The organism is Nocardia sp. NPDC052316 (genome assembly GCF_044547795.1).
In the GTDB taxonomy this organism is placed as follows: domain Bacteria; phylum Actinomycetota; class Actinomycetes; order Mycobacteriales; family Mycobacteriaceae; genus Nocardia.
This window is the reverse complement of the sequence record NZ_JBIUBB010000008.1, coordinates 143,377-162,202: the sequence shown is the minus strand read 5'-3', so window position 1 is coordinate 162,202 and position 18,826 is coordinate 143,377. Positions and strand designations below refer to the sequence as shown.

The following is an 18,826-nucleotide window of genomic DNA, read 5'->3' as shown; positions in this document are numbered from 1 at the left end:
GTCGGCGCGCGCTAATCAATAGAGCGCTCTAATCCGACATTCTTCGTTGTCGAGTTTCCTGACGTATCTGCTGGAAGCGCGGATATTACCTGGTAGTAGCGATATTCTGGACAACGCGGAACCTCTTGACACGCTATGACCCACGTTACATAGTTGGAGCGCTCCAATCGCTTGGAGCGCTCCAACTCGACATCGAAGGTCGGAGAAGTCCTGATGACCGAACCGCTCTACCCGCTGCGCATCGCGGCCGCCCCCATCTCCTGGGGAGTGTGCGAAGTTCCCGGCTGGGGTCATGTGCTCGACGCGCGCACCGTGCTCTCGGAGATGGCCGCACTCGGCTTGTCCGCGACGGAACTGGGCCCGCCCGGCTATCTGCCACGCGACCCGGACGAGTTACGTTCGCTGCTCGCGACATTCGGCATGACAGCGGTGGGTGGGTTCCTGGCGCAGGTGCTGCACGCGGAGCCGGAGCAGGCGATCGCGGCGGCGAAGGAGACCGCCGCGTTGTTCGCGGCGGCCGGCGCCGACGTGCTGGTGCTCGCCGCCGCGACCGGCCTCGGTGGTTACGACGCGCGCCCGCCGCTCAGCGCGGACGAGTGGCGCACGCTCATCGACACGTGCGCCGCGGTCCGCGACGTCGCCGCCGAATGCGGGCTGCGCACGGTGCTGCATCCGCACGTCGGCACGCAGGTGGAGACCGAGCCCGAAGTCGAACGCTTCCTTGCCGACTCCGATCTCGACCTCTGCCTCGACACCGGCCACCTGCTGATCGGCGGCACCGACCCGGTGCTGCTCGCACAGCGACACGCCGATCGCATCGGGCACATTCACCTTAAGGACGTGCGCAAGAAGGTCGCCGACGAAGTGCGTGGCGGCACAGTCGAATACAGCGAGGCGGTACGGCGCGGCCTGTATGCCCCGCTGGGCGAAGGCGATGTCGACATCGCCGCCCTGGTCGGCAGCATGCACGCCGCCGGATACCGGGGCTGGTATGTGCTGGAGCAGGACACCGCCCTGCAACCGACCGACTCGGCGGAGCTGCCGAGCCGAGATACCGAACGCAGCCTGCGGCACCTCGCGGGCCTCGTGGCCGCACGAATCTAGTGGGGAAGTGATGACAACGATGTCTCTACGACTCGGCCGAGGATGGCAGCGATCGCGTCGCTTGCTGCCATGGCTCGCGGCCGCCACGGTGCTGGCCGCCTGTAGCGGACCGGGCGCCGACGTGCCTGCCCCGACCAACTCGCCGGTGGCCGCGGGAAAACTGAACTCCGTCGCGGTGGTCACGCACGGCAGCCCCGGCGATGCCTTCTGGAACGTCGTCAAGAACGGCGCGGAGGCGGCGGCCAAGGATCTCGGCGTCCGGGTCGAGTACAACTCGGCCGGTGACCCCGGCCAGCAGGCCAAGCTCATCGACAACGCGGTGGCACAGGGCGTGGACGGGCTCGTCGTCTCGATGGCCAACCCGGACGCGTTGCGCCCCTCGATCGAGAAGGCCGTCACCGCCGGCATTCCGGTGGTCACCATCAACTCCGGCGAGAACGAGAGCGTCAAGTACGGTGCCATCGGCCATGTGGGACAGAGTGAGTCGCTGGCGGGGCAGGCGGCAGGCAAGCGACTGGCCGATGCCAAGAAGACCAAGTTGCTCTGCGTCATCCACGAGGCGGGCAATATCGGCGCTACCCAGCGGTGCGACGGCGCGACCAAAGCGTTCGGCAACGGCACGACGCTGCAGGTCGACATCAACAACCCGACCGACGCGCAGTCTCGTATCAAGGGCGCGCTGGAGGCCGACAAGACCATCGACGCGGTGCTGACGCTGAATTCGCAGGTCGCCGCGCGTGCGGTGGACGGGGTGAAGGAATCGCAGTCCGGCGCGACGGTCGCGACGTTCGACCTCAATACCGATGTGGTCGAAGCCATCCGGGCGGGCAAGCTGCTGTTCGCCGTCGACCAGCAGCAGTACGAGCAGGGCTACCTGCCGGTGGTGCTGCTGCAGGCCTATCGGACGAACCTGAACACCGTCGGTGGTGGCGCACCGGTGCAGACGGGTCCGGCCTTCGTCGACAAGGACAACGTCGATGCCGTCGCCGCGCTCGTGGCGCAGGGCACCCGCTGAGGTCAGGGAGTAGATGAAATGACTGTTGCGACAGAAACATCCGAGGCGGCACCGGCCGCCCAACCGCAGGGGCCGACGCTGATGCAGCGGCTGGTCGTCCGCCCGGAGATCGGTGCCGCGCTCGGCGCGCTGCTCGTGTTCGTGTTCTTCTCGATCATCACCGAGCGGTTCCTGAGCCCGCTGGGCATCGCCACCTGGCTGGACGACTCGTCGACGCTCGGCATCATGGCGGTCGCGGTGGCGCTGTTGATGATCGGCGGTGAGTTCGACCTGTCGGCCGGTGTGATGACCGCGTCGACCGCGCTGGTCACCGCGCTGCTCGCGGTGCACGCGGGCTGGAACGTCTGGTTCGCTCTGCTGGCCTCACTGGTGCTGGCCTTGCTGGTCGGCGCGTTCAACGGCTGGCTCGTGATGCGCACCGGCTTACCGAGTTTCATCGTCACGCTCGGTACTTTCCTTGCGCTGCAAGGTCTCAACCTCGGCGTGACCCGGCTGGTCACCGGAACCGTTCAGGTGTCGGGGATTCGCAGCGCCGACGGCTACAACTCGGCAGGCTGGGTCTTCGCCTCGACCTTGAACATCGGCGAGGCGCGCATCCAAGCCTCGGTGATCTGGTGGATCGTGCTGACCGCGATCGCCGCGATCGTGTTGGTGCGCACCAAGTTCGGCAACTGGATCTTCGCGGTCGGCGGCTCGCTGACCAACGCGCGGGCCGTCGGTGTCCCCGCGGACCGGACGAAGATCGTGCTCTTCATGACCACCGCGTTCGCCGGCTGGGTGGTCGGCTCCTGCGGCATCCTGCGTTTCGCCAGCGTGCAGGCGAACCAGGGGGTGGGCCTCGAGCTGCACTACATCATCGCCGCCGTCGTTGGCGGTTGCCTGCTCACCGGCGGTTTCGGCTCGGCGATCGGCGCCGCCATCGGTGCCCTCATCTTCGGCATGGCGCGTCAGGGAATCGTGTTCGCGCGCTGGGACAGTGACTGGTTCATGCTGTTCCTCGGCGTGCTGCTGCTGGCGGCGGTGTTGGTCAACAACAGATTCCAGAAGCGAGCCGAAAGGGTACGCCGATGAGTGCACCAGCGAGTGGGTCGACCCCCCTCATCGAAGCCGTCGACATCGGCAAGAGCTACGGCGGCGTCGTCGCGTTGCAGGACGTGTCGACCGTGGTCAACGCCGGGCAGGTCACCTGCATCCTCGGCGACAACGGCGCGGGCAAGTCCACGCTCATCAAGATCCTGGCCGGGGTGCACCAGCACGATCGCGGCGAGTTGCGGATCGACGGAGCGCCGGTCCGGATGTCCTCGCCGCGGATGGCTCTGGATCACGGCATCGCGACGGTGTATCAGGATCTCGCGGTGGTGCCGCTGATGAGTGTCTGGCGCAACTTCGTGCTGGGCTCGGAGCCGACCACCGGCTTCCTGCGGCTGCTCGACCGCCGCAAGGGCCGCGAGATCGCCCGGCAAGGGTTGGCGGACATGGGGATCGAGATCCGCGACATGGAGCAGCCGGTCGGCACGCTGTCCGGCGGGCAGCGCCAATGCGTTGCCATCGCGCGGGCGGTGCACTACGGCGCCAAGGTGCTGATCCTGGACGAACCCACCGCCGCGCTCGGCGTGAAGCAGGCCGGGGTGGTGCTCAAATACGTTGTCCAAGCCCGTGATCGGGGCCTCGGCGTCATCCTGATCACCCACAACCCGCACCACGCCTACCCGGTCGGCGACCGGTTCCTGCTGCTGAAACGCGGCACGATGCTCGGCTCGTACGAGAAGGACGAGATCGACCTGTCCGAGCTCACGCGGCAGATGGCGGGCGGCGCCGAACTGGACGCGCTGCAGCACGAACTGCAGCGGGTCGTGTCATGAACAGCTCGCCGCGGCGAAAGGTGTTGCCGTGACCGGCCTGGAAGCCTTGACCATCGGACGCGTCGGCGTGGACCTCTACCCGCAGCAGAGCGGGGTCGGCCTGGCCGAGGTCGAGTCCTTCGCGAAGTTCCTGGGCGGCACCGCGACCAACGTCGCGGTCGCCGCCGCGCGACTGGGCCGCCGCAGCGCCGTACTGACGAAAGTCGGCCCGGACGGCTTCGGCGACTACGTGCGAACGGCCTTGACGGACTTCGGTGTCTCGGCCGACTACGTGGGAACGGCGCCGGATCTGCTGACGCCCGTGGTCTTCTGCGAGCTGATGCCGCCCGCCGACCCGCCGCTGCTGTTCTATCGCGCGCCCATCGCACCGGACCTCACCCTCACCGAGGACGAGGTGCCGTGGGATGTCGTGGATTCGGTTCCGCTGCTCTGGGTTACCGGCACCGGGGTGAGCGCGGAACCCGGACGCAGCACCCAACGCCGCATCCTCGAACGACGCGACCGCCGCGGACACACCGTGCTCGACCTCGACTACCGGCCGATGTTCTGGCCAGATGCCGACACGGCCGCAGCCGAGATCGGATGGATGGTGGACCGCGTCAATGTGGTCGTCGGTAACCGCGCCGAGGTCCGAGTCGCCGTGGGGACAGCCGATCCCGACGCGGCCGCCGACCGGCTGCTCGCGCGCGGTGTCCGCCTCGCGGTGATCAAGCGCGGCGCCGAGGGTGTGCTGGTGGCCACCGAAGACGAACGCTGGACGGTGCCGCCGTGCCCTGTCGAGGTGGTCTGCGGACTCGGCGCGGGCGATGGGTTCGGCGGTGCGCTGATCCACGGCCTGCTCGCGGGCTGGGATCCGCACCGCATCGCCACCTACGCCAATGCCGCGGGCGCCCTGGTGGCGTCCCGGCTGGCGTGCGCGGACGCCATGCCGACGGATTCGGAGATCGAGGAACTGCTGTGCCGCTGAGCGGCGCACGAGACAGAAACGGAGAACCTACCGTGCATTTGACCCACGAACGCTGGCGTGAGCTGCTGCGCGTCCGCGCGACGGACCCGGCGGCGGTCGAACGGGCTTATGCGAAACGCGTCCGCCGCTCGAATCTGCTGGCGGACAAGGACACGCTGTTCCTGGTCGCCGCGGACCACCCGGCCCGCGGCGCCCTCGGCGTCGGCTCGGACCTGACCGCCATGGCCGACCGGCGGACGCTGCTGGAGCGGCTGCTGATCGCGCTGGCCCACCCGGACGTCGACGGCGTGCTCGGCTCGCCGGACGTGGTCGAGGAACTGCTGCTGTTGGACGCCTTGGACGACAAGGTCGTCATCGGATCCATGAACCGCGGCGGGCTGGCGGGCGCCGAATGGGAAATCGACGACCGCTTCACCGGCTACGACGCGGACTCGCTCGCCCGGTTCCGCCTCGACGGCGGCAAAATGCTGCTGCGCCTGGTCGATTCGGACGCGGGCACGGTACCGACCTTGCAGGCCTGCGCGCAGGCGGTCTCCGAACTCGCGGCGAACGGGCTGATGGCCATGGTCGAGCCGCTGCCGTATCACCGCGACGAATCCGGTGCGCTGGTGATGGCCAAGGACGCGCCCGCGCTGTCCCGAGCGATCACGGTGGCCTCCGGCCTCGGCGTCACCTCCGCCTACACCTGGCTGAAGATCCCTGCGCCGCAAGATATCTCGGTACTCGATGCGACGACGCTGCCGGTTGTCGTGCTCGGCGGAGCCCCCTCCGGCGACCCGGTCGCCGACCTCGCGTTCTGGGACGGCGCCCTCGGGCACGATGTGGTGCGCGGCCTGGTCGTCGGCCGGACCCTGCTGTACCCGCCCGACGGTGACGTGGGCGCCGCCGTCGACGCGGCCGCCAAGATGCTGAAGGAGGCGCGATGACTACGGAGTTGACCGTCATGAATCGAAGCGGGGATTGCGATGCGACTGCATAGACCTGCGGGAACGCTGAGTGACGGCAGCGACCCGATCCGGCTGACCCCCGACGACGCAGGCTGGATCTACACGGGCCTACGGGTGCTGCGCTTGGCCGCCGGGGAGACCCGAGAGCTCGCGACCGGCGAGTACGAAGCGTTCGTCTTGCCGCTGGCCGGCGCGTGCACTGTCCGGGTCGACGGCATGACGTTCGAATTGTCCGGCCGGGAGTCGGTTTTCACCCGGGTGACCGACTTCGCGTACATCCCACGCGACGCCGAGGTCGAGCTGACCGCCGACGCGGCGGTGGAGCTCGCCCTGCCCATGGCACGCTGCACGAACCGCCTCGACCCGAAATACGGCCCTGCGGAACAGGTCCCGATCGATATCCGAGGCGCGGGCCGAGCCACCCGGCAGGTCACCAACTTCGGCGTCCCCGGCGTCTGGGAGCACGCCGACAAGCTCAACGCCTGCGAGCTGATCACCCCGGACGGCAACTGGTCGTCCTATCCGCCGCACAAGCACGACGAGGCGAGCGACTGCGAGGTCGTGAACGAGGAGATCTACTACTTCCGTATCGCGGGCCGGGACGGCAGCACGCCGTCACGTGACGGATTCGGAATCCACCGGACCTACACCTCGGACGGCGAGCTGGACGAAAACGTCGTGGTGCGCGACGGCGATGTCTTCCTGGTTCCACGCGGCTACCACGGCCCGTGCATCGCCGCGCCGGGCTACCCGATGTACTACCTGAACGTGCTCGCAGGCCCGGCCCCCGAGCGCTCGATGGCCTTCTGCGACGACCCGGTGCACAGCTGGGTGCGCGGCACCTGGGACACCGAAGTCCGCGATCCGCGCTGCCCGATCACCAACCACGAAGGACGGCTCGGATGAAACTGACTGCGGCACAGGCGCTGGTGGCCTGGCTGGTCGCCCAACGCTCCGAGACCCTCGACGGCCGCGAAGTCCCCTTGTTCCCTGCGGTTTTCGGCATCTTCGGACACGGCAACGTGCTCGGCCTCGGCACCGCGCTGCACGAACGCAGGGACGAAATCCCGGTCTGGCGCGGGCACACCGAGCAGGGCATGGCGCTGGCGGCCGTCGGCTACGCCAAGGCGACCCAGCGGCGGCAGATCGGCGTGGCCACCTCGTCCATCGGGCCCGGCGCGCTGAACATGGTGACCGCGGCCGGTGTCGCGCACGCCAATCGCCTTCCGTTGCTGTTGCTTCCGGGCGACACCTTCACCACCCGCGCCCCCGATCCGGTGCTCCAGCAGGTCGAGCACTTCGGCGATGCCACCGCCACGGTCAACGATGCCTTCCGCGCGGTGAGCCGGTATTTCGATCGGATCACCCGGCCCGAACAGTTGATCTCCACACTGCCCCAGGCGGTTCGGGTGCTCACCGACCCGGCCGAGGCCGGTCCGGTAACCCTCGCGCTACCCCAAGACGTCCAGGCCGAGACCTACGACTTCCCCGACGCCTTGTTCGCGCCGACCGTGCATCGCGTCCTGCGCCCCCGCGCCGACGAGCACTCGCTGGCCGAAGCCGCTACGGCGCTACGTAACTCCGTGCGGCCGCTACTGGTGCTCGGCGGGGGTGTCCGCTACTCGGGCGCGGCCGGCACGGCTCTCGAATTCGCTGAGCGCCATGGGATTCCGATCGTGGAGACGACGGCGGGCCGGACCCTCGTGCCGCACGACCATCCGCGCTACGCCGGTCCACTCGGCGTCACCGGCTCGACCTCGGCGAACGCGATGGCCGCCGACGCCGACCTGGTCCTCGCCGTCGGCACCCGCCTGCAGGATTTCACGACGGCATCGTGGACGGTCTTCGCACCGGAAGTCCGCCTCGTCACCATCAACACCGCACGGTTCGACGCGGTCAAGCACGGCGCGCTCGCGATAGTCGGCGATGCCGCCGCGACGGTCCGCGAGCTGACCGATCACCTGCGCGAATGGCGCGTCGAACCGGAGTGGTCCGCCCGCGCGGCAGCCCAGCGCAGCACATGGGACGCCCACATCGACAAGCTGCGCGCGCACACCCCGGGAACGCCCAGCTACGCCCAGGTAGTGGGCGTCGTCAATGAGCTCAGCGGGCCGAACGACTACGTCATGACCGCCTCGGGCGGCATGCCCGGCGAACTCGTCGGCGGCTGGCGCGCCACCGGCGGCGCCCCGACCATGGACGTCGAGTACGGCTTCTCCTGCATGGGCTACGAGCTCGCCGGCGCCTGGGGCGCGGCCATGGCGCACACCGACGGCCTGGTCACCACCATGCTGGGCGACGGCTCCTACCTGATGCTGAACTCCGAGCTGTTCTCCGCGGCCTTCGCCGGGCACCCGTTCGTCGCGGTGGTCTGCGACAACGACGGTTACGCGGTGATCGCCCGTCTTCAGGAGGGCCAGGGCGGCGCACCGTTCAACAATTTCTACGCCGACTGCCGCAGCGCCCACGACGAGCCGCCGCGGGTGGACTTCGCCGCGCACGCTCGCGCGCTGGGCTGCGCCGTCTTCACCGCCGCCGACCTGACCGAGTTCCGCGACGCCTATGCCCGCGCACGCGAGGCCGCGGTCCGCGAATCCCGTCCGGCGGTGCTGGTGATCCGCACCCAGCCGTCGTCCTGGACCGAAGCCGGCGCCTGGTGGGAGGTCGGTGTCCCCGAACACCTGTCCGGCCGCGCCGCCCACGCCGCGGCGAAACCGCGTCAGGTGCGCTATCTGCAACCCTGAACCGGGGATGCCCGTGGGGGCTGCGCGACGCGGCATAAAGTCGTAGGATGACTTAGCGGCGCACTGCTGCGCTGGTAGTGATGGCCCTTGCGGCACAAGGTAACTGGACGTGGCCCGGCATCGGCGACCACTTGCGTCGAGAAGGGGAAGGCCTGTGCGGACCGAGGCGATCAGAGCGGGTCGGTGACCCTCAACAGGGTCGACCACACAGCGTTGGCGCTGTGGGCGGCCGCCTGCGCCGAACATGTGCTGCCGCTCTTCGAGCGCGAGCGGCCGCACGACCGACGCCCGGCCGCGGCGATCGAGGCCGCCCGTGCCTGGGTGCGCGGCGACCTGACGATGCCGGAGGCGCGCAAAGCCGCCTTCGCCGCCCACGACGCGGCTCGTGACACCGCCGGACCCGCCGCCTTCGCCGCGCGGTCGGCCGGACACGCCGCGGCCACCGCCCATATCGCGGGCCACGCGGTGCATGCGGCGAACTATGCGATGCAGGCGGTACAGGCCGATTCGTCGGAGGGGGACGACGAACGCGCCTGGCAACAAGCTCAGGTTCCCGAACGTCTGTTTCGGGTGGTTTTCCCGGATCGGGGCCTGTCAGAGCATGGGAGGTGAAGGCAACAACCCCACGTCAGCGTTGTATTGCTCACAGTTGACCGGGGAAGATGTGGAGAAATTCGTCGGATCATGGCATCGTTGATCTACGAGACCAGGGCATTCCATTTGCCAGAATCTGGCTCGTCTACAGAAAGTATGAAATGGCTCAGGGCATTGTGAAGTGGTTCAACAGCGAGAAGGGCTTCGGCTTCATCGCGCAAGACGGCGGAGGCCCCGACGTCTTCGTGCATTACTCGGCCGTTAGCGGCGCGGGTTTCCGGTCCCTCGACGAGGGGCAGCGCGTGGAGTTCGAAATCGGCCAGGGCCAGAAGGGCCCGCAGGCGCAGGACGTCCGCGTTCTCTGATTCGCTCCAAAGCTTCCGAAAGGCCCCACACCGGCATGGTGCGGGGCCTTTCCCCATTTCCGGGGACCTTTCAGGCCTTGCTGAACTGCACATGGGTGACCGCGGGGGAGCGGACCACCGAGCTGACCCGATAGCCGGGCAGCGTGCCGAGGTCGTCGTAGAGTCGCTCGCCGTCGCCGAGCAGGATCGGCACGACGGCCAGGTGCAGTTCGTCGACCAAGCCCGCCCGCAGGAACTGGCGCACGACCGACGATCCGCCGCCCAGGCGGACGTCCTTGCCGTCGGCCGCCTCGACCGCCTGCTTCAGCACTGCTTCCGGGGTGTCGTTCACGAAGTGGAATGTGGTCCCGCCCGCCATCGGAAGCGAAGGCCGCGGGTGATGGGTCATCACGAAGGTGTCGTGGTGGTACGGCGGGTTGTCGCCCCACCAGCCTTTCCACTCCTCATCCGGCCACGCGCCGCGGATCGGCCCGAACATGTTGCGGCCCATGATGGTTGCGCCGATGCCGATCTCGCCCGCTTTGACGAAATCGTCGTCGACACCGGTTTCGCCGCCCTCGTTGCCGAACCAGCTGCGGCCGGTCTGTGTGGCGAAGACCCACTCGTGCAGGCCCATGCCGCCTTGGCCGAGCGGGGTGTCCGGGCTCTGGTTCGGTCCGGCGACGTAGCCGTCGAGTGAGATCGCCAGGTTGCGTACGAGCAGCTTCGCCATGGTGACAGTCTTTCTATAGTGCTTGCAGTTTGCAATCGCTTGGGCCCAGGTTACGGCTAACTGGTTGTATATTGCAACCAGATGTTCGACTCGGTTTGCGGAGAAGGAGCGGTGGATGCGCGATGAGGGACGCTCGGGCTGCCCGATCAACGCGACGATCGAAGTGATCGGCGATCGGTGGACCCTGCTGGTGCTGCGGGACGTGATGTTCGGCAACCGCCGCTATTTCCGGGAACTGCTGGCCGGCTCGGAGGAGGGCATCGCCTCGAACATCCTGGCCGACCGGCTCAAACGGCTGGTCGCGGCGGGCATGCTCAGCCGCGCGGACAGCAGGCCTGGTCAGAAGGTGGAGTACCGGCTGACCGAACCCGCCATCGAGCTGGTGCCGATCATGGCGCAGCTCGGGGCCTGGGGGTTGCGGCACCGGCCGACCACCAAGCGACTGCGGGTGCGAGCCGAGCTATTGGCGGACGGCGGACCGGAGCTGTGGGCGGAGTTCATGGATGAACTTCGGGAGTCCCACTTGGGAGTCCCCCGTCCGGACCAGGACCGGCCGACCGCCACGCACCGGCTCGCCCAGGCGTACGCGGCGGCCGTCGCCGAACCGTAAGCGGCTACTGCTGTGCCTCGGCACGGAAGAACTCCGCGGTGAGGCTGCGCGCGCGGTCGAGGTCCGGGTCGGCAGTCTTCGGGAAAGCGTCTGCGGCGAGCGCAAATTCGGCTTCGATGAAGGCCGCGATCGGCACCGGCACTGTCCCGCTGCCCATTTCACGGGTGCGCGACTTGAGCTCGGTCAAATCCGCCACTGCCGCAACCAGTTCGGCGGGCAGGTCGCACTCGTCCATCAGCGTCGGCAGGTGCATCGGCGCCACCGCCGCGCCGGGATGCTCGCGCAGCCAGCGCAACGCCATCGCCGGGCGCAGCGAGTAGAACACCTTCTTCAGTGATCGGTTGCGGTCGAACAACTCCCACTGCTTGCCGCCCAGGTGCAGATAGTGCCGGGCCACCCGGTTGCGGTCGGCGACCTCATCGGCCAAGGCGCGCAGGTCATCTCGGAACCGAGAATCGCCGCGATACACGATCGGCGACATCAGCCACTCGATGAGCACGGCGTTGCCCGCGACCAGCAGGCGCAGCGCCTTGGCCAGGTCCCAGCCGTTCACGTCGAGCAGGCCGGTCAGCGGCGTCTCGATGACGTCGCGGGTGCGCCAGGGTGAGAGATAGGTATCCAGACCGGCGACGTAGACGAACCGGCAGTCGTAGTCGGAATCCGGCGACGGGAAGCCCCAGGCGCGGCTGCCGCTCTCGATGGCGAGCCGGACCGAGACGCGGCGCTCGCGCTCGACCCGGTCCAGCTCGAAGTCGATGGACCCGACCACCGTCGGGTCCATCGAAGCGGGGATCGCGCGTAGGGCCATGTCGCCGATGCTAGGCGGCCGATGATCACGACCGCACCTGGTTTTCGGCTATCCGCGCAGCTCGCGGGCCGCTGCCGGGCGGCTGACGGCGGCGATGGTCAGCGCGATGAGGACCAGCGCGCCGCCGAGCCACATAGCGGAGGTGACGCCGAACGCGTCCGCGGTGCGCCCGCCCACCAGCGCGCCGAGGGCAATGGCGGCGTTGAAGACGCCCGCATTCAACGAAGAGGCCGCCTCGCGTGCGTCGGGCGCCGCGGCGAAGGCCCAATTCTGCGAGGTGACCGACACCCCGCCGTAGGACAATCCCCACACCACCATCAGCACGACCGCGAGCCAGAGCGAACCGCCGAGCGCCGGTATCAACAGCACGGTGCCGGCCAGCGGGATGCCGATGGCGATCAGTGTCCGGCGCGGACTGCGCACTCCGGCGGCGCCGGAGCCGAAATTGCCGAGGACACCGGCGATTCCGTACACCAGGAGCAGGGTGCCGATGGTGCTCGCGCCGATGCCGGTCACCTTCTCCAGCAGCGGGCGGATGTAGGTGTAGGCGGCGAAGTGGCCGGTTACCAGGAACGCCACGACCAGCAATGCGGTGCGCAACTGTGGTTCTCGCGTCAACCGCAGGACGGAGCGGAGCGGAACTGCTTGCGTGGCAGTCAATCTCGGTAGCAGCGCGGCGATCGCGACCAGCAAGACCACCGCGAGACCGGCGGTGACGAGAAACGCCGCGCGCCATCCGGCGAGCGCGCCGATGTACGTGCCTGCGGGGACGCCGATCACCGAGGCCACCGCGACGCCGCTGTAGACCAGCGCGGTAGCGGTGCCGACCGACTTCGGCGGGACCAGGCGCGCCGCCATGCTCGCCGCGATGGCCCACACCCCGCCGATGCCGACGCCGACCAACACCCTGGCCCCCATCATGACCCCGAAGTTCGGCGCCCACGCCGCGCCGACATTGCCCACCGTCAGCACCGCCAGTAGCGCGCAGAGCACGAGCCTGCGGTCTGTCCGGCCGAGCGCGGCGGTGATCAGCGGTGCGGACAGCGCGGCGACCAGGCCGGTGGCCGTCAGCGAAAGCCCCGCGGCCCCCTCGCTGACCCGCAGGGTCGCGCTGATCGGAGTAAGCAACCCGACCGGGAGCATCTCCGAGGTGACGACCGTGAAAGTGGCCCCGGTCACGGCGCCGACGCCGAGCCAGCCGCGCAGTGCCGAATCGCGCGCTGCCGGTGCCGAACTCGCGATTTCCTCAACCTGTGTCATGACTCCAGCCAACTGATCATGCCTGGTGGAAACAACGGCGAAGGTCTCATCGTTCTATGAGCTGGACTAATCGACAGCGGAGAGGGAAGCGTCATGAGTGAGCGCAGCGAGCGAACCGTGTGCCGGCGCGCGTCGCGCATGACGGAGCCGAGCGAGGCGCGGTCATGAGCGGCCTGGAGGTGCGTGAGCTCGAGGCTTTCCTGGTGCTCGCCGAGGAGCTGCACTTCGGGCGCGCGGGCGAACGGCTGTATGTCTCGCAGGGGCGGGTCAGTCAACTGCTGCGCGCGCTGGAGCAGCGGGTGGGCGCGCGGTTGATCGAGCGCACCAGTCGCAAGGTCGCGCTCACGCCGCTGGGCGCGGACTTCCTCGCCGACCTGCAGCCCGCGTATGCCGCGCTGCGCGCGACGGTGGACGGTGTCCGGGCCGCCGCTCGCGGCATGGAAGGGGTGCTGCGCATCGGTTTCCAAGGCTCGACCAGCGAGAATCTGACGGACGCCCTCGCGCTGTTCGCGCGCAGATTCCCGCACTGTGGCACCGAGGTGGTCGAGATTCCGCTGGCCGACCCGTTCGGTCCGGTGCAGCGTGGCGAGGTCGACATCGCGGTGGTGCTGCTGCCGATGGGGGAGAGCGATCTGGTGCTGGGACAGGTCTTTTCGGAGCAGCCGCAGATGTTGGCGGTGCACTACGAGCATCCGCTCGCGGCGCGGGCCAGCTTGTCGCCGGAGGAGCTCGCCGAGTTCGCGTTGATCGGTGTGCGCGGGCCCGCGCCGCTGTATTGGCGGCGCGCTCAGTCGCTGGATGTCACGCCGGGTGGGCGACCAGTCCCGGCGGGTCCTGGTGTCGGCACTCTGCGGGAGGGGATCGAGTTGGTGGCGGCCGGTGCGGGCGCGATGCTGCTGTGCCATCCGACCGCCGTGTACCACGATCGGCCGGAGGTGCGCTTCGTGCCGGTGACCGGTTTGGCGCACTCCCGGCTCGGCCTGGTCTGGCATCGCAACCGCGAGACCACCAGGGTGCGTGCGTTTTCCCGGGCTGTCGCCGCGGCGAGCTGAGCGATATTGCGGAGGCGGCGCACGGTATTGCGCGCCAGGTTTATCCGGGGCTGATTCGGCAGCTGGATGCTGTTGTTCGGCGGGGCGCATACCTGTGCGCCTAATGGGAGCAATCGAGGAATTCGATCGGCTGTTACAAAGAATTTCTCCGTCGTCTTACTTGTCGGGAATGTCCGGATTTTCGACTGGACCGTAGTGCCCCTCTTATTCGGGTCCCATCGATTTCTTAGAAGATCGTCATGTTTACCGCCGTGTCGATCCCCGTGCATCGGCATCGACGCATACGACGTGGTCAAGCCCATGGTTCTCCGGGCATCAACCCCAAATGGTCACCTGACCAGGTGTTCTTCGTGATGTGACTGTAACCTGCATCACTAAATGCGGAAAATTCGTAACCGAGTTTGTCGGAACGCCGATGTGCCTTGTGTCAGCCAGTACAACTGGATGGTCTTTCAACGAAGAGGTATTTAAATGATCCCCGTTATCATCGACACCGGTAGCGCTGCCCTGGGCGGTTTCCTGGACACCTTCGGTGCCGCTCTCCACGGAATCGTCAACACCCTGTGGACGGGATCCTTCGGCGGCCGCTGAATTAACGTGATGGTCGAGTGATCGACCGGGTCTCGCGCCTCGAGCGCGATTCCGGAGAGGGCCCCGCACCCCAGTGGTGCGGGGCCCTCCTCGTTCTGTCAGCGCGCCTGCGCGTCCAGGACGCCGACACCCAACCGGGCGATCTCGGCCGCGACCCGATCCGGATGGGTCAGCTGCGGGTAGTGGCCGGTGCCCTCGATGACGATCGGATCGCGCGGCACGGGCACCGAGAGCGGGTCTTCGGCGCCGACGACGATCCGCACCGGAACGGTGATCCCCGCGAGTAGTTCCGTCAACTCTCGTCGCCGAGCGGGTGCGCCGGCTCGCCGGAGTGCGGCGACCGTGCGCGCCGCCACCCCTGGCCGACGCAAGTCGGCGGCGGCGGTGATCGCCGCACCTACCGGGACACCCAGCCGAGCTGCCAAGGTGGCGGCCGACATTCGCCGCAACGCCACTGCGGTCAGCGGAGAGCGGAGCAGCCAACCGGTCGGCGGCTGGAGAAACGCGGGCGACACCAGGACAACGCCGGAGATGCGCTCCGGATGCGCCGCGGCGTACCGCAGCACCGGACCACAGCCGAGCGAGTGACCGACCAGCACCGGACGAGTGCGCACGGAACTCATCAAGCGCGGTAGCACGGCATCGATGTCGCCGGGCGCCGACCGTCCGAGACCGGGCAGGTCGGCGGCCAGGCTCGGCGCCTCGAGCCCCGCCCGCACCGCCGCCCAGGAGTCGCCGTCGACAGGCAGCCCGTGCAAGAGCACATACGCGGGATTCTCCCGATCCCCGGAAACCCAAGTGCCGTCGACGAATCCGGCGGTCGGATCCGCCTCGACGGCGCCGAACCGGCTCGACACCAGATGATCGGCCCAGGTGCGCAGCACGGTCTCGGCGGGCGGCATGGTGATCCCGGCCCGTCGTGCGACCTCGTCCGCGGCGGTGGTGTCGTAGCGGTCGGCGGCTAGGAACGGCAGCGACTCTGGATCGGCGCCGGTGAGCGCCCTGGGCAGCTTCGCGAGCACACTGACCGGAATCGAGAAGCGCGGAGCGCGCACCCCGAGATGTCGCGCGAGCAGCCGAATCAGGTCCGGCAGCACCGGGGTTCGAGGATCGAGCACCGTGAAGGATCTGCCCACCGTGTCGTCCTGGCTCGGCAGGGCGGTCAGGAAGGCCGCGAAGTAATCCAGATCGACTATCGGAAGGAAGGTTTCGCGACCGCCGGGGATCGCCGTGAGCCTGCCGTGCCACAGATCCGCGACAATGCTTGCGAGCCCGACGTATTGGCCGGGGCCGAGCACGCTGCTCGGGTTGGCGATGGTGAGCGGGATTCCGCGCTCGCTGGCCCGCCGACGCAGCATCGGGTCCGACTCGACCTTGGAGGCCTCGTAAGCCCCACGCTCGTAGTGCTGTTCGCCGGAGTCCGCGACGGTGATCCGATAGCCGGTGATGTGGACGACGCGCCGCAGGGCAGGCAACTCCGCCGCCCAGTCGAGCACGTTGAGCGCGCCGGTCACGTTCACCGCGTACGCATCGTCCCTGTCGAGGCCGAAAGCGTAACGCGCCGCGCAGTTATAGACGTCGTGGATGCCGGAGGTGTCCAGATCGGCGGGCAGGCCGAGATCCTTCGCGGTGATGTCGCAGGGGACGACGCGCAGCCGGGTCCGGTCGACCGCGCGGGACTCCAGCCATGCGGTGAGTCGGTTCTCGCTGCCCGGTCGGAGGGCGGCGGTGACGGTGCCCCCTTGCTTCAGCAACTGTTCGACTACGGCGCGGCCGATGAACCCGGCGGCGCCGACGACGATGCTATCGGTCATAGATCTCTCCTTAATAGACCGGTCTACATATTTTGCAGACCTGCGAAAACCGTTGGCATAACGGCGGATCGACTCAGAGCATCGTGCGGATCGTCCGTGCCACGCGCTCGAGCGGCTCGCGGCTGCGCTGCGCCCGAGCCAAGAGCAAGGCGCCCTCGATCATGGCGAGGATGGCGGCGGCCAAGTCCGCCGCGTCCGACCGGCCGTCGGCCTGCAATCGAATGCGCAGCGCCTGTTCCCATGCCGTGTACGCGGCGGCGCATTCGGCTTGGATCGTGTCGTTCGCCGCGGCGACGTCGAGGGTGACCGTGGCGACCGGGCAACCCTGGTGCCAATCGGAGGCCTCCAGTCGATCGCCGAAAGCGGTGAGCAAGCTGGTCGCCGCGGCCGCGGTGTCGCCGGGCTCGACCGCGTCGATCAGCGCGGTGATCTCGTTACCCGACTGGGCGACGGCCGCGGCGACGAGCTGGTCCTTGCCGCCGGGGAAGTGGAAGTACAGCGAGCCGCGCGGTGCGCCGCTGGTCTCGATGATCTGGTTGAGGCCCGCGCCGAAGTATCCGTGCTTCTCCACCAGTCCGCGGGTGGCGTCGATCAACTTGCCGCGCGTCTCGGTTCCCTTGGCACCCATGCCCGTAACAGTAGACCGGTCTTCATAATTTGACTAATGCGCCATACTGACGACGGCCGCCTTACCAGGGGGTAGCACATGCCGAAACGACGCCCACTAAGCTGATCGGCGGTAATTGCCGACCCCTTTCCCCAGGAGTACTCCACAGTGAGCCAAGCAGGCCGTCCTGTTGTCCTGATCGCCGACAAGCTTGCCCAGTCGACCGTCGACGCGCTCGGTGACGGAGTCGAGGTTCGGTGGGTCGACGGCCCTGACCGCCCGGCTCTGCTCGCCGCGGTCCCCGAGGCCGACGCACTACTCGTGCGCTCCGCGACCACGGTGGACGCCGAGGTGCTGGAGGCGGGCAAGAACCTGAAGATCGTCGCGCGCGCCGGTGTCGGCCTCGACAATGTCGACGTGCCCGCGGCCACCGAGCGCGGCGTCATGGTCGTCAACGCGCCGACCTCGAACATTCACACCGCCGCCGAGCACGCCGTCACGCTGCTGCTCGCCGCCGCGCGCCAGATCCCGGCCGCCGACGCGACGCTGCGTGAGCACACCTGGCAGCGCAGCAAGTTCAACGGCGTCGAGATCTTCGACAAGACCGTCGGCGTGGTCGGCCTCGGCCGCATCGGCCAGCTGTTCGCGGCGCGGCTCGCCGCCTTCGAGACCAAGATCGTCGCGTACGACCCCTACGTGTCGCCGGCCCGCGCCGCCCAGCTCGGCATCGAGCTGCTGAGCCTGGACGAGCTGCTCGAGCGCGCCGACCTGATCTCGGTGCACCTGCCGAAGACCCCGGAGACCAAGGGCATCATCGGCAAGGAAGCCCTCGCCAAGACCAAGCCGGGCGTCATCATCGTCAACGCGGCGCGCGGTGGCCTGGTCGACGAGCAGGCGCTCGCCGATGCCATCAAGTCCGGCCACGTGCGGGCCGCCGGCCTGGACGTGTTCGAGACCGAGCCGTGCACCGACAGCCCGCTGTTCGACCTCCCGCAGGTCGTGGTGACCCCGCACCTCGGCGCGTCCACCTCCGAGGCGCAGGACCGGGCGGGCACCGATGTCGCCAAGTCCGTATTGCTCGCGCTCGCCGGGGAATTCGTGCCCGGCGCGGTGAACGTCACCGGCGGCAGCGTCGGCGAAGAGGTCGCGCCGTGGCTCGACATCGTGCGCAAGCAGGGCGCGCTGCTCGGCGCGCTGTCCGACGAGCTGCCGGTCAGCGTCGAGGTGCAGGTGCGCGGCGAGCTCGCCGCGCAAGAGGTTGCCGTGCTGGAACTTTCGGCGCTGCGCGGCATCTTCTCCGCACTGGTCGAAGACCAGGTCACCTTCGTCAACGCGCCGACCCTGGCCAAGGAGCGCGGCATCACCGCACAGGTGAACACCGTGTCGGAGAGCCCGAGCCACCGCAGCGTCGTCGACCTGCGCGCGGTGTTCGGCGACGGCCGCACCCTGAACGTCGCGGGCACGCTGACCGAGCCGCAGCAGGTGCAGAAGATCGTCAACATCAACGGCCGCAACTACGACATGCGCGCCGAGGGCCTGAACGTGGCCGTGCTGAACTACGAGGACAAGCCGGGCGCGCTCGGCAAGATCGGCACCAAGCTCGGCGAGGCCGGGATCGACATTCTCGCCGCACAGCTGAGCCAGGACGTCGACAAGGAAGGCGCCACGGTGATGCTGCGCGTCAACCGTGAGGTGCCCGCCGAGGTGGAGTCCGCGATCGCCGAATCCGTCGGTGCCGCAAAGGTCGTCGTCGTCGACCTGTTCTGATCGAATG

Annotated in this window: 18 protein-coding genes; 13 read left to right on the top strand and 5 right to left on the bottom strand. The window is 68.4% G+C overall.

Annotated features, from left to right (window positions below; genetic code table 11):
- Nucleotides 1–213: 213 nt before the first annotated feature.
- From ACIHA7_RS35395 to ACIHA7_RS35350, 10 genes are all read left to right on the top strand, one after another.
- The gene (locus ACIHA7_RS35395) at nucleotides 214–1,104 is read left to right on the top strand and encodes a TIM barrel protein (RefSeq protein ID WP_397295768.1); all 891 of its coding nucleotides are present in this window, start codon (nucleotides 214–216) and stop codon (nucleotides 1,102–1,104) included.
- A gap of 10 nt (nucleotides 1,105–1,114) precedes the next feature.
- Nucleotides 1,115–2,119: a sugar ABC transporter substrate-binding protein gene (locus ACIHA7_RS35390; protein WP_397295767.1), complete on the top strand. Its 1,005-nt coding sequence runs from the start codon at nucleotides 1,115–1,117 to the stop codon at nucleotides 2,117–2,119.
- A gap of 18 nt (nucleotides 2,120–2,137) precedes the next feature.
- Complete coding sequence (locus tag ACIHA7_RS35385; protein WP_397295765.1) at nucleotides 2,138–3,190, top strand: ABC transporter permease; 1,053 nt, start codon at nucleotides 2,138–2,140, stop codon at nucleotides 3,188–3,190.
- Entirely contained in the window at nucleotides 3,187–3,981 is a 795-nt protein-coding gene (locus ACIHA7_RS35380; RefSeq protein ID WP_397295764.1) for an ATP-binding cassette domain-containing protein, read from the top strand. The genes ACIHA7_RS35385 and ACIHA7_RS35380 overlap by 4 nt, the downstream gene beginning before the upstream one ends.
- A 28-nt stretch (nucleotides 3,982–4,009) precedes the next feature.
- A complete protein-coding gene (gene iolC / locus ACIHA7_RS35375) occupies nucleotides 4,010–4,948 on the top strand; it encodes a 5-dehydro-2-deoxygluconokinase (RefSeq protein ID WP_397295762.1) in 939 nt (312 codons plus the stop codon).
- A 32-nt stretch (nucleotides 4,949–4,980) separates the two neighbouring features.
- Nucleotides 4,981–5,874: an aldolase gene (locus ACIHA7_RS35370; protein WP_397295761.1), complete on the top strand. Its 894-nt coding sequence runs from the start codon at nucleotides 4,981–4,983 to the stop codon at nucleotides 5,872–5,874.
- 39 nt (nucleotides 5,875–5,913) lie between these two features.
- Nucleotides 5,914–6,801, top strand: a complete 888-nt coding sequence (gene iolB, locus ACIHA7_RS35365; protein WP_397295760.1) for a 5-deoxy-glucuronate isomerase — start codon at nucleotides 5,914–5,916, stop codon at nucleotides 6,799–6,801.
- Nucleotides 6,798–8,639 carry a 3D-(3,5/4)-trihydroxycyclohexane-1,2-dione acylhydrolase (decyclizing) gene (iolD, locus tag ACIHA7_RS35360; RefSeq protein WP_397295758.1) on the top strand — a complete coding sequence of 614 codons (1,842 nt, stop codon included), beginning with the start codon at nucleotides 6,798–6,800 and terminating at the stop codon, nucleotides 8,637–8,639. Before iolB ends, iolD begins: the two co-directional genes overlap by 4 nt.
- A 183-nt stretch (nucleotides 8,640–8,822) precedes the next feature.
- Nucleotides 8,823–9,251 carry a putative immunity protein gene (locus ACIHA7_RS35355; RefSeq protein WP_397295756.1) on the top strand — a complete coding sequence of 143 codons (429 nt, stop codon included), beginning with the start codon at nucleotides 8,823–8,825 and terminating at the stop codon, nucleotides 9,249–9,251.
- Between the two features lie 143 nt (nucleotides 9,252–9,394).
- The gene (locus tag ACIHA7_RS35350) at nucleotides 9,395–9,598 is read left to right on the top strand and encodes a cold-shock protein (RefSeq protein WP_054814460.1); all 204 of its coding nucleotides are present in this window, start codon (nucleotides 9,395–9,397) and stop codon (nucleotides 9,596–9,598) included.
- A gap of 70 nt (nucleotides 9,599–9,668) precedes the next feature.
- On the opposite strand, the gene ACIHA7_RS35345 is transcribed toward ACIHA7_RS35350, so the two are convergent.
- Nucleotides 9,669–10,310 (bottom strand): dihydrofolate reductase family protein, encoded by a 642-nt coding sequence (locus ACIHA7_RS35345; protein WP_397295754.1) that lies wholly within the window; start codon nucleotides 10,308–10,310, stop codon nucleotides 9,669–9,671.
- Between the two features lie 115 nt (nucleotides 10,311–10,425).
- Here ACIHA7_RS35345 and ACIHA7_RS35340 point away from each other — a divergent pair, with 115 nt between their 5' ends.
- Entirely contained in the window at nucleotides 10,426–10,920 is a 495-nt protein-coding gene (locus tag ACIHA7_RS35340; RefSeq protein WP_397295752.1) for a winged helix-turn-helix transcriptional regulator, read from the top strand.
- A gap of 4 nt (nucleotides 10,921–10,924) precedes the next feature.
- Here the strand turns inward: ACIHA7_RS35340 and ACIHA7_RS35335 are convergent, their stop codons facing one another.
- Both ACIHA7_RS35335 and ACIHA7_RS35330 read right to left on the bottom strand, forming a co-directional pair.
- Nucleotides 10,925–11,728, bottom strand: a complete 804-nt coding sequence (locus ACIHA7_RS35335; protein WP_397295751.1) for a DNA polymerase beta superfamily protein — start codon at nucleotides 11,726–11,728, stop codon at nucleotides 10,925–10,927.
- 48 nt (nucleotides 11,729–11,776) lie between these two features.
- Entirely contained in the window at nucleotides 11,777–12,988 is a 1,212-nt protein-coding gene (locus ACIHA7_RS35330) for an MFS transporter (protein WP_397295750.1), read from the bottom strand.
- A gap of 164 nt (nucleotides 12,989–13,152) precedes the next feature.
- On the opposite strand from ACIHA7_RS35330, the gene ACIHA7_RS35325 reads away from it, so the two are divergent.
- Complete coding sequence (locus ACIHA7_RS35325) at nucleotides 13,153–14,040, top strand: LysR family transcriptional regulator (protein WP_397295749.1); 888 nt, start codon at nucleotides 13,153–13,155, stop codon at nucleotides 14,038–14,040.
- A 689-nt stretch (nucleotides 14,041–14,729) separates the two neighbouring features.
- Here ACIHA7_RS35325 and ACIHA7_RS35320 read toward each other — a convergent pair.
- Both ACIHA7_RS35320 and ACIHA7_RS35315 read right to left on the bottom strand, forming a co-directional pair.
- Nucleotides 14,730–16,445: an alpha/beta fold hydrolase gene (locus tag ACIHA7_RS35320; protein ID WP_397295747.1), complete on the bottom strand. Its 1,716-nt coding sequence runs from the start codon at nucleotides 16,443–16,445 to the stop codon at nucleotides 14,730–14,732.
- A gap of 73 nt (nucleotides 16,446–16,518) precedes the next feature.
- The gene (locus tag ACIHA7_RS35315) at nucleotides 16,519–17,073 is read right to left on the bottom strand and encodes a TetR/AcrR family transcriptional regulator (protein ID WP_397295746.1); all 555 of its coding nucleotides are present in this window, start codon (nucleotides 17,071–17,073) and stop codon (nucleotides 16,519–16,521) included.
- 147 nt (nucleotides 17,074–17,220) lie between these two features.
- Between ACIHA7_RS35315 and serA the strand changes: the two genes are divergently transcribed.
- Nucleotides 17,221–18,819 (top strand): phosphoglycerate dehydrogenase, encoded by a 1,599-nt coding sequence (gene serA, locus ACIHA7_RS35310; RefSeq protein ID WP_397295745.1) that lies wholly within the window; start codon nucleotides 17,221–17,223, stop codon nucleotides 18,817–18,819.
- Nucleotides 18,820–18,826 lie beyond the last annotated feature (7 nt).

What these genes read in the sequence shown, in the direction of transcription:
- ACIHA7_RS35395 (WP_397295768.1), top strand. Translation starts at nt 214, where the DNA reads ATGACCGAACCGCTCTACCCGCTGCGCATCGCGGCCGCCCCCATCTCC.
- ACIHA7_RS35390 (WP_397295767.1), top strand. Translation starts at nt 1,115, where the DNA reads ATGACAACGATGTCTCTACGACTCGGCCGAGGATGGCAGCGATCGCGT.
- ACIHA7_RS35385 (WP_397295765.1), top strand. Translation starts at nt 2,138, where the DNA reads ATGACTGTTGCGACAGAAACATCCGAGGCGGCACCGGCCGCCCAACCG.
- ACIHA7_RS35380 (WP_397295764.1), top strand. Translation starts at nt 3,187, where the DNA reads ATGAGTGCACCAGCGAGTGGGTCGACCCCCCTCATCGAAGCCGTCGAC.
- iolB (WP_397295760.1), top strand. Translation starts at nt 5,914, where the DNA reads ATGCGACTGCATAGACCTGCGGGAACGCTGAGTGACGGCAGCGACCCG.
- iolD (WP_397295758.1), top strand. Translation starts at nt 6,798, where the DNA reads ATGAAACTGACTGCGGCACAGGCGCTGGTGGCCTGGCTGGTCGCCCAA.
- ACIHA7_RS35350 (WP_054814460.1), top strand. Translation starts at nt 9,395, where the DNA reads ATGGCTCAGGGCATTGTGAAGTGGTTCAACAGCGAGAAGGGCTTCGGC.
- ACIHA7_RS35345 (WP_397295754.1), bottom strand. Translation starts at nt 10,310, where the DNA reads ATGGCGAAGCTGCTCGTACGCAACCTGGCGATCTCACTCGACGGCTAC.
- ACIHA7_RS35340 (WP_397295752.1), top strand. Translation starts at nt 10,426, where the DNA reads ATGCGCGATGAGGGACGCTCGGGCTGCCCGATCAACGCGACGATCGAA.
- ACIHA7_RS35335 (WP_397295751.1), bottom strand. Translation starts at nt 11,728, where the DNA reads ATGGCCCTACGCGCGATCCCCGCTTCGATGGACCCGACGGTGGTCGGG.
- ACIHA7_RS35330 (WP_397295750.1), bottom strand. Translation starts at nt 12,988, where the DNA reads ATGACACAGGTTGAGGAAATCGCGAGTTCGGCACCGGCAGCGCGCGAT.
- ACIHA7_RS35325 (WP_397295749.1), top strand. Translation starts at nt 13,153, where the DNA reads ATGAGCGGCCTGGAGGTGCGTGAGCTCGAGGCTTTCCTGGTGCTCGCC.
- ACIHA7_RS35320 (WP_397295747.1), bottom strand. Translation starts at nt 16,445, where the DNA reads ATGACCGATAGCATCGTCGTCGGCGCCGCCGGGTTCATCGGCCGCGCC.
- ACIHA7_RS35315 (WP_397295746.1), bottom strand. Translation starts at nt 17,073, where the DNA reads ATGGGTGCCAAGGGAACCGAGACGCGCGGCAAGTTGATCGACGCCACC.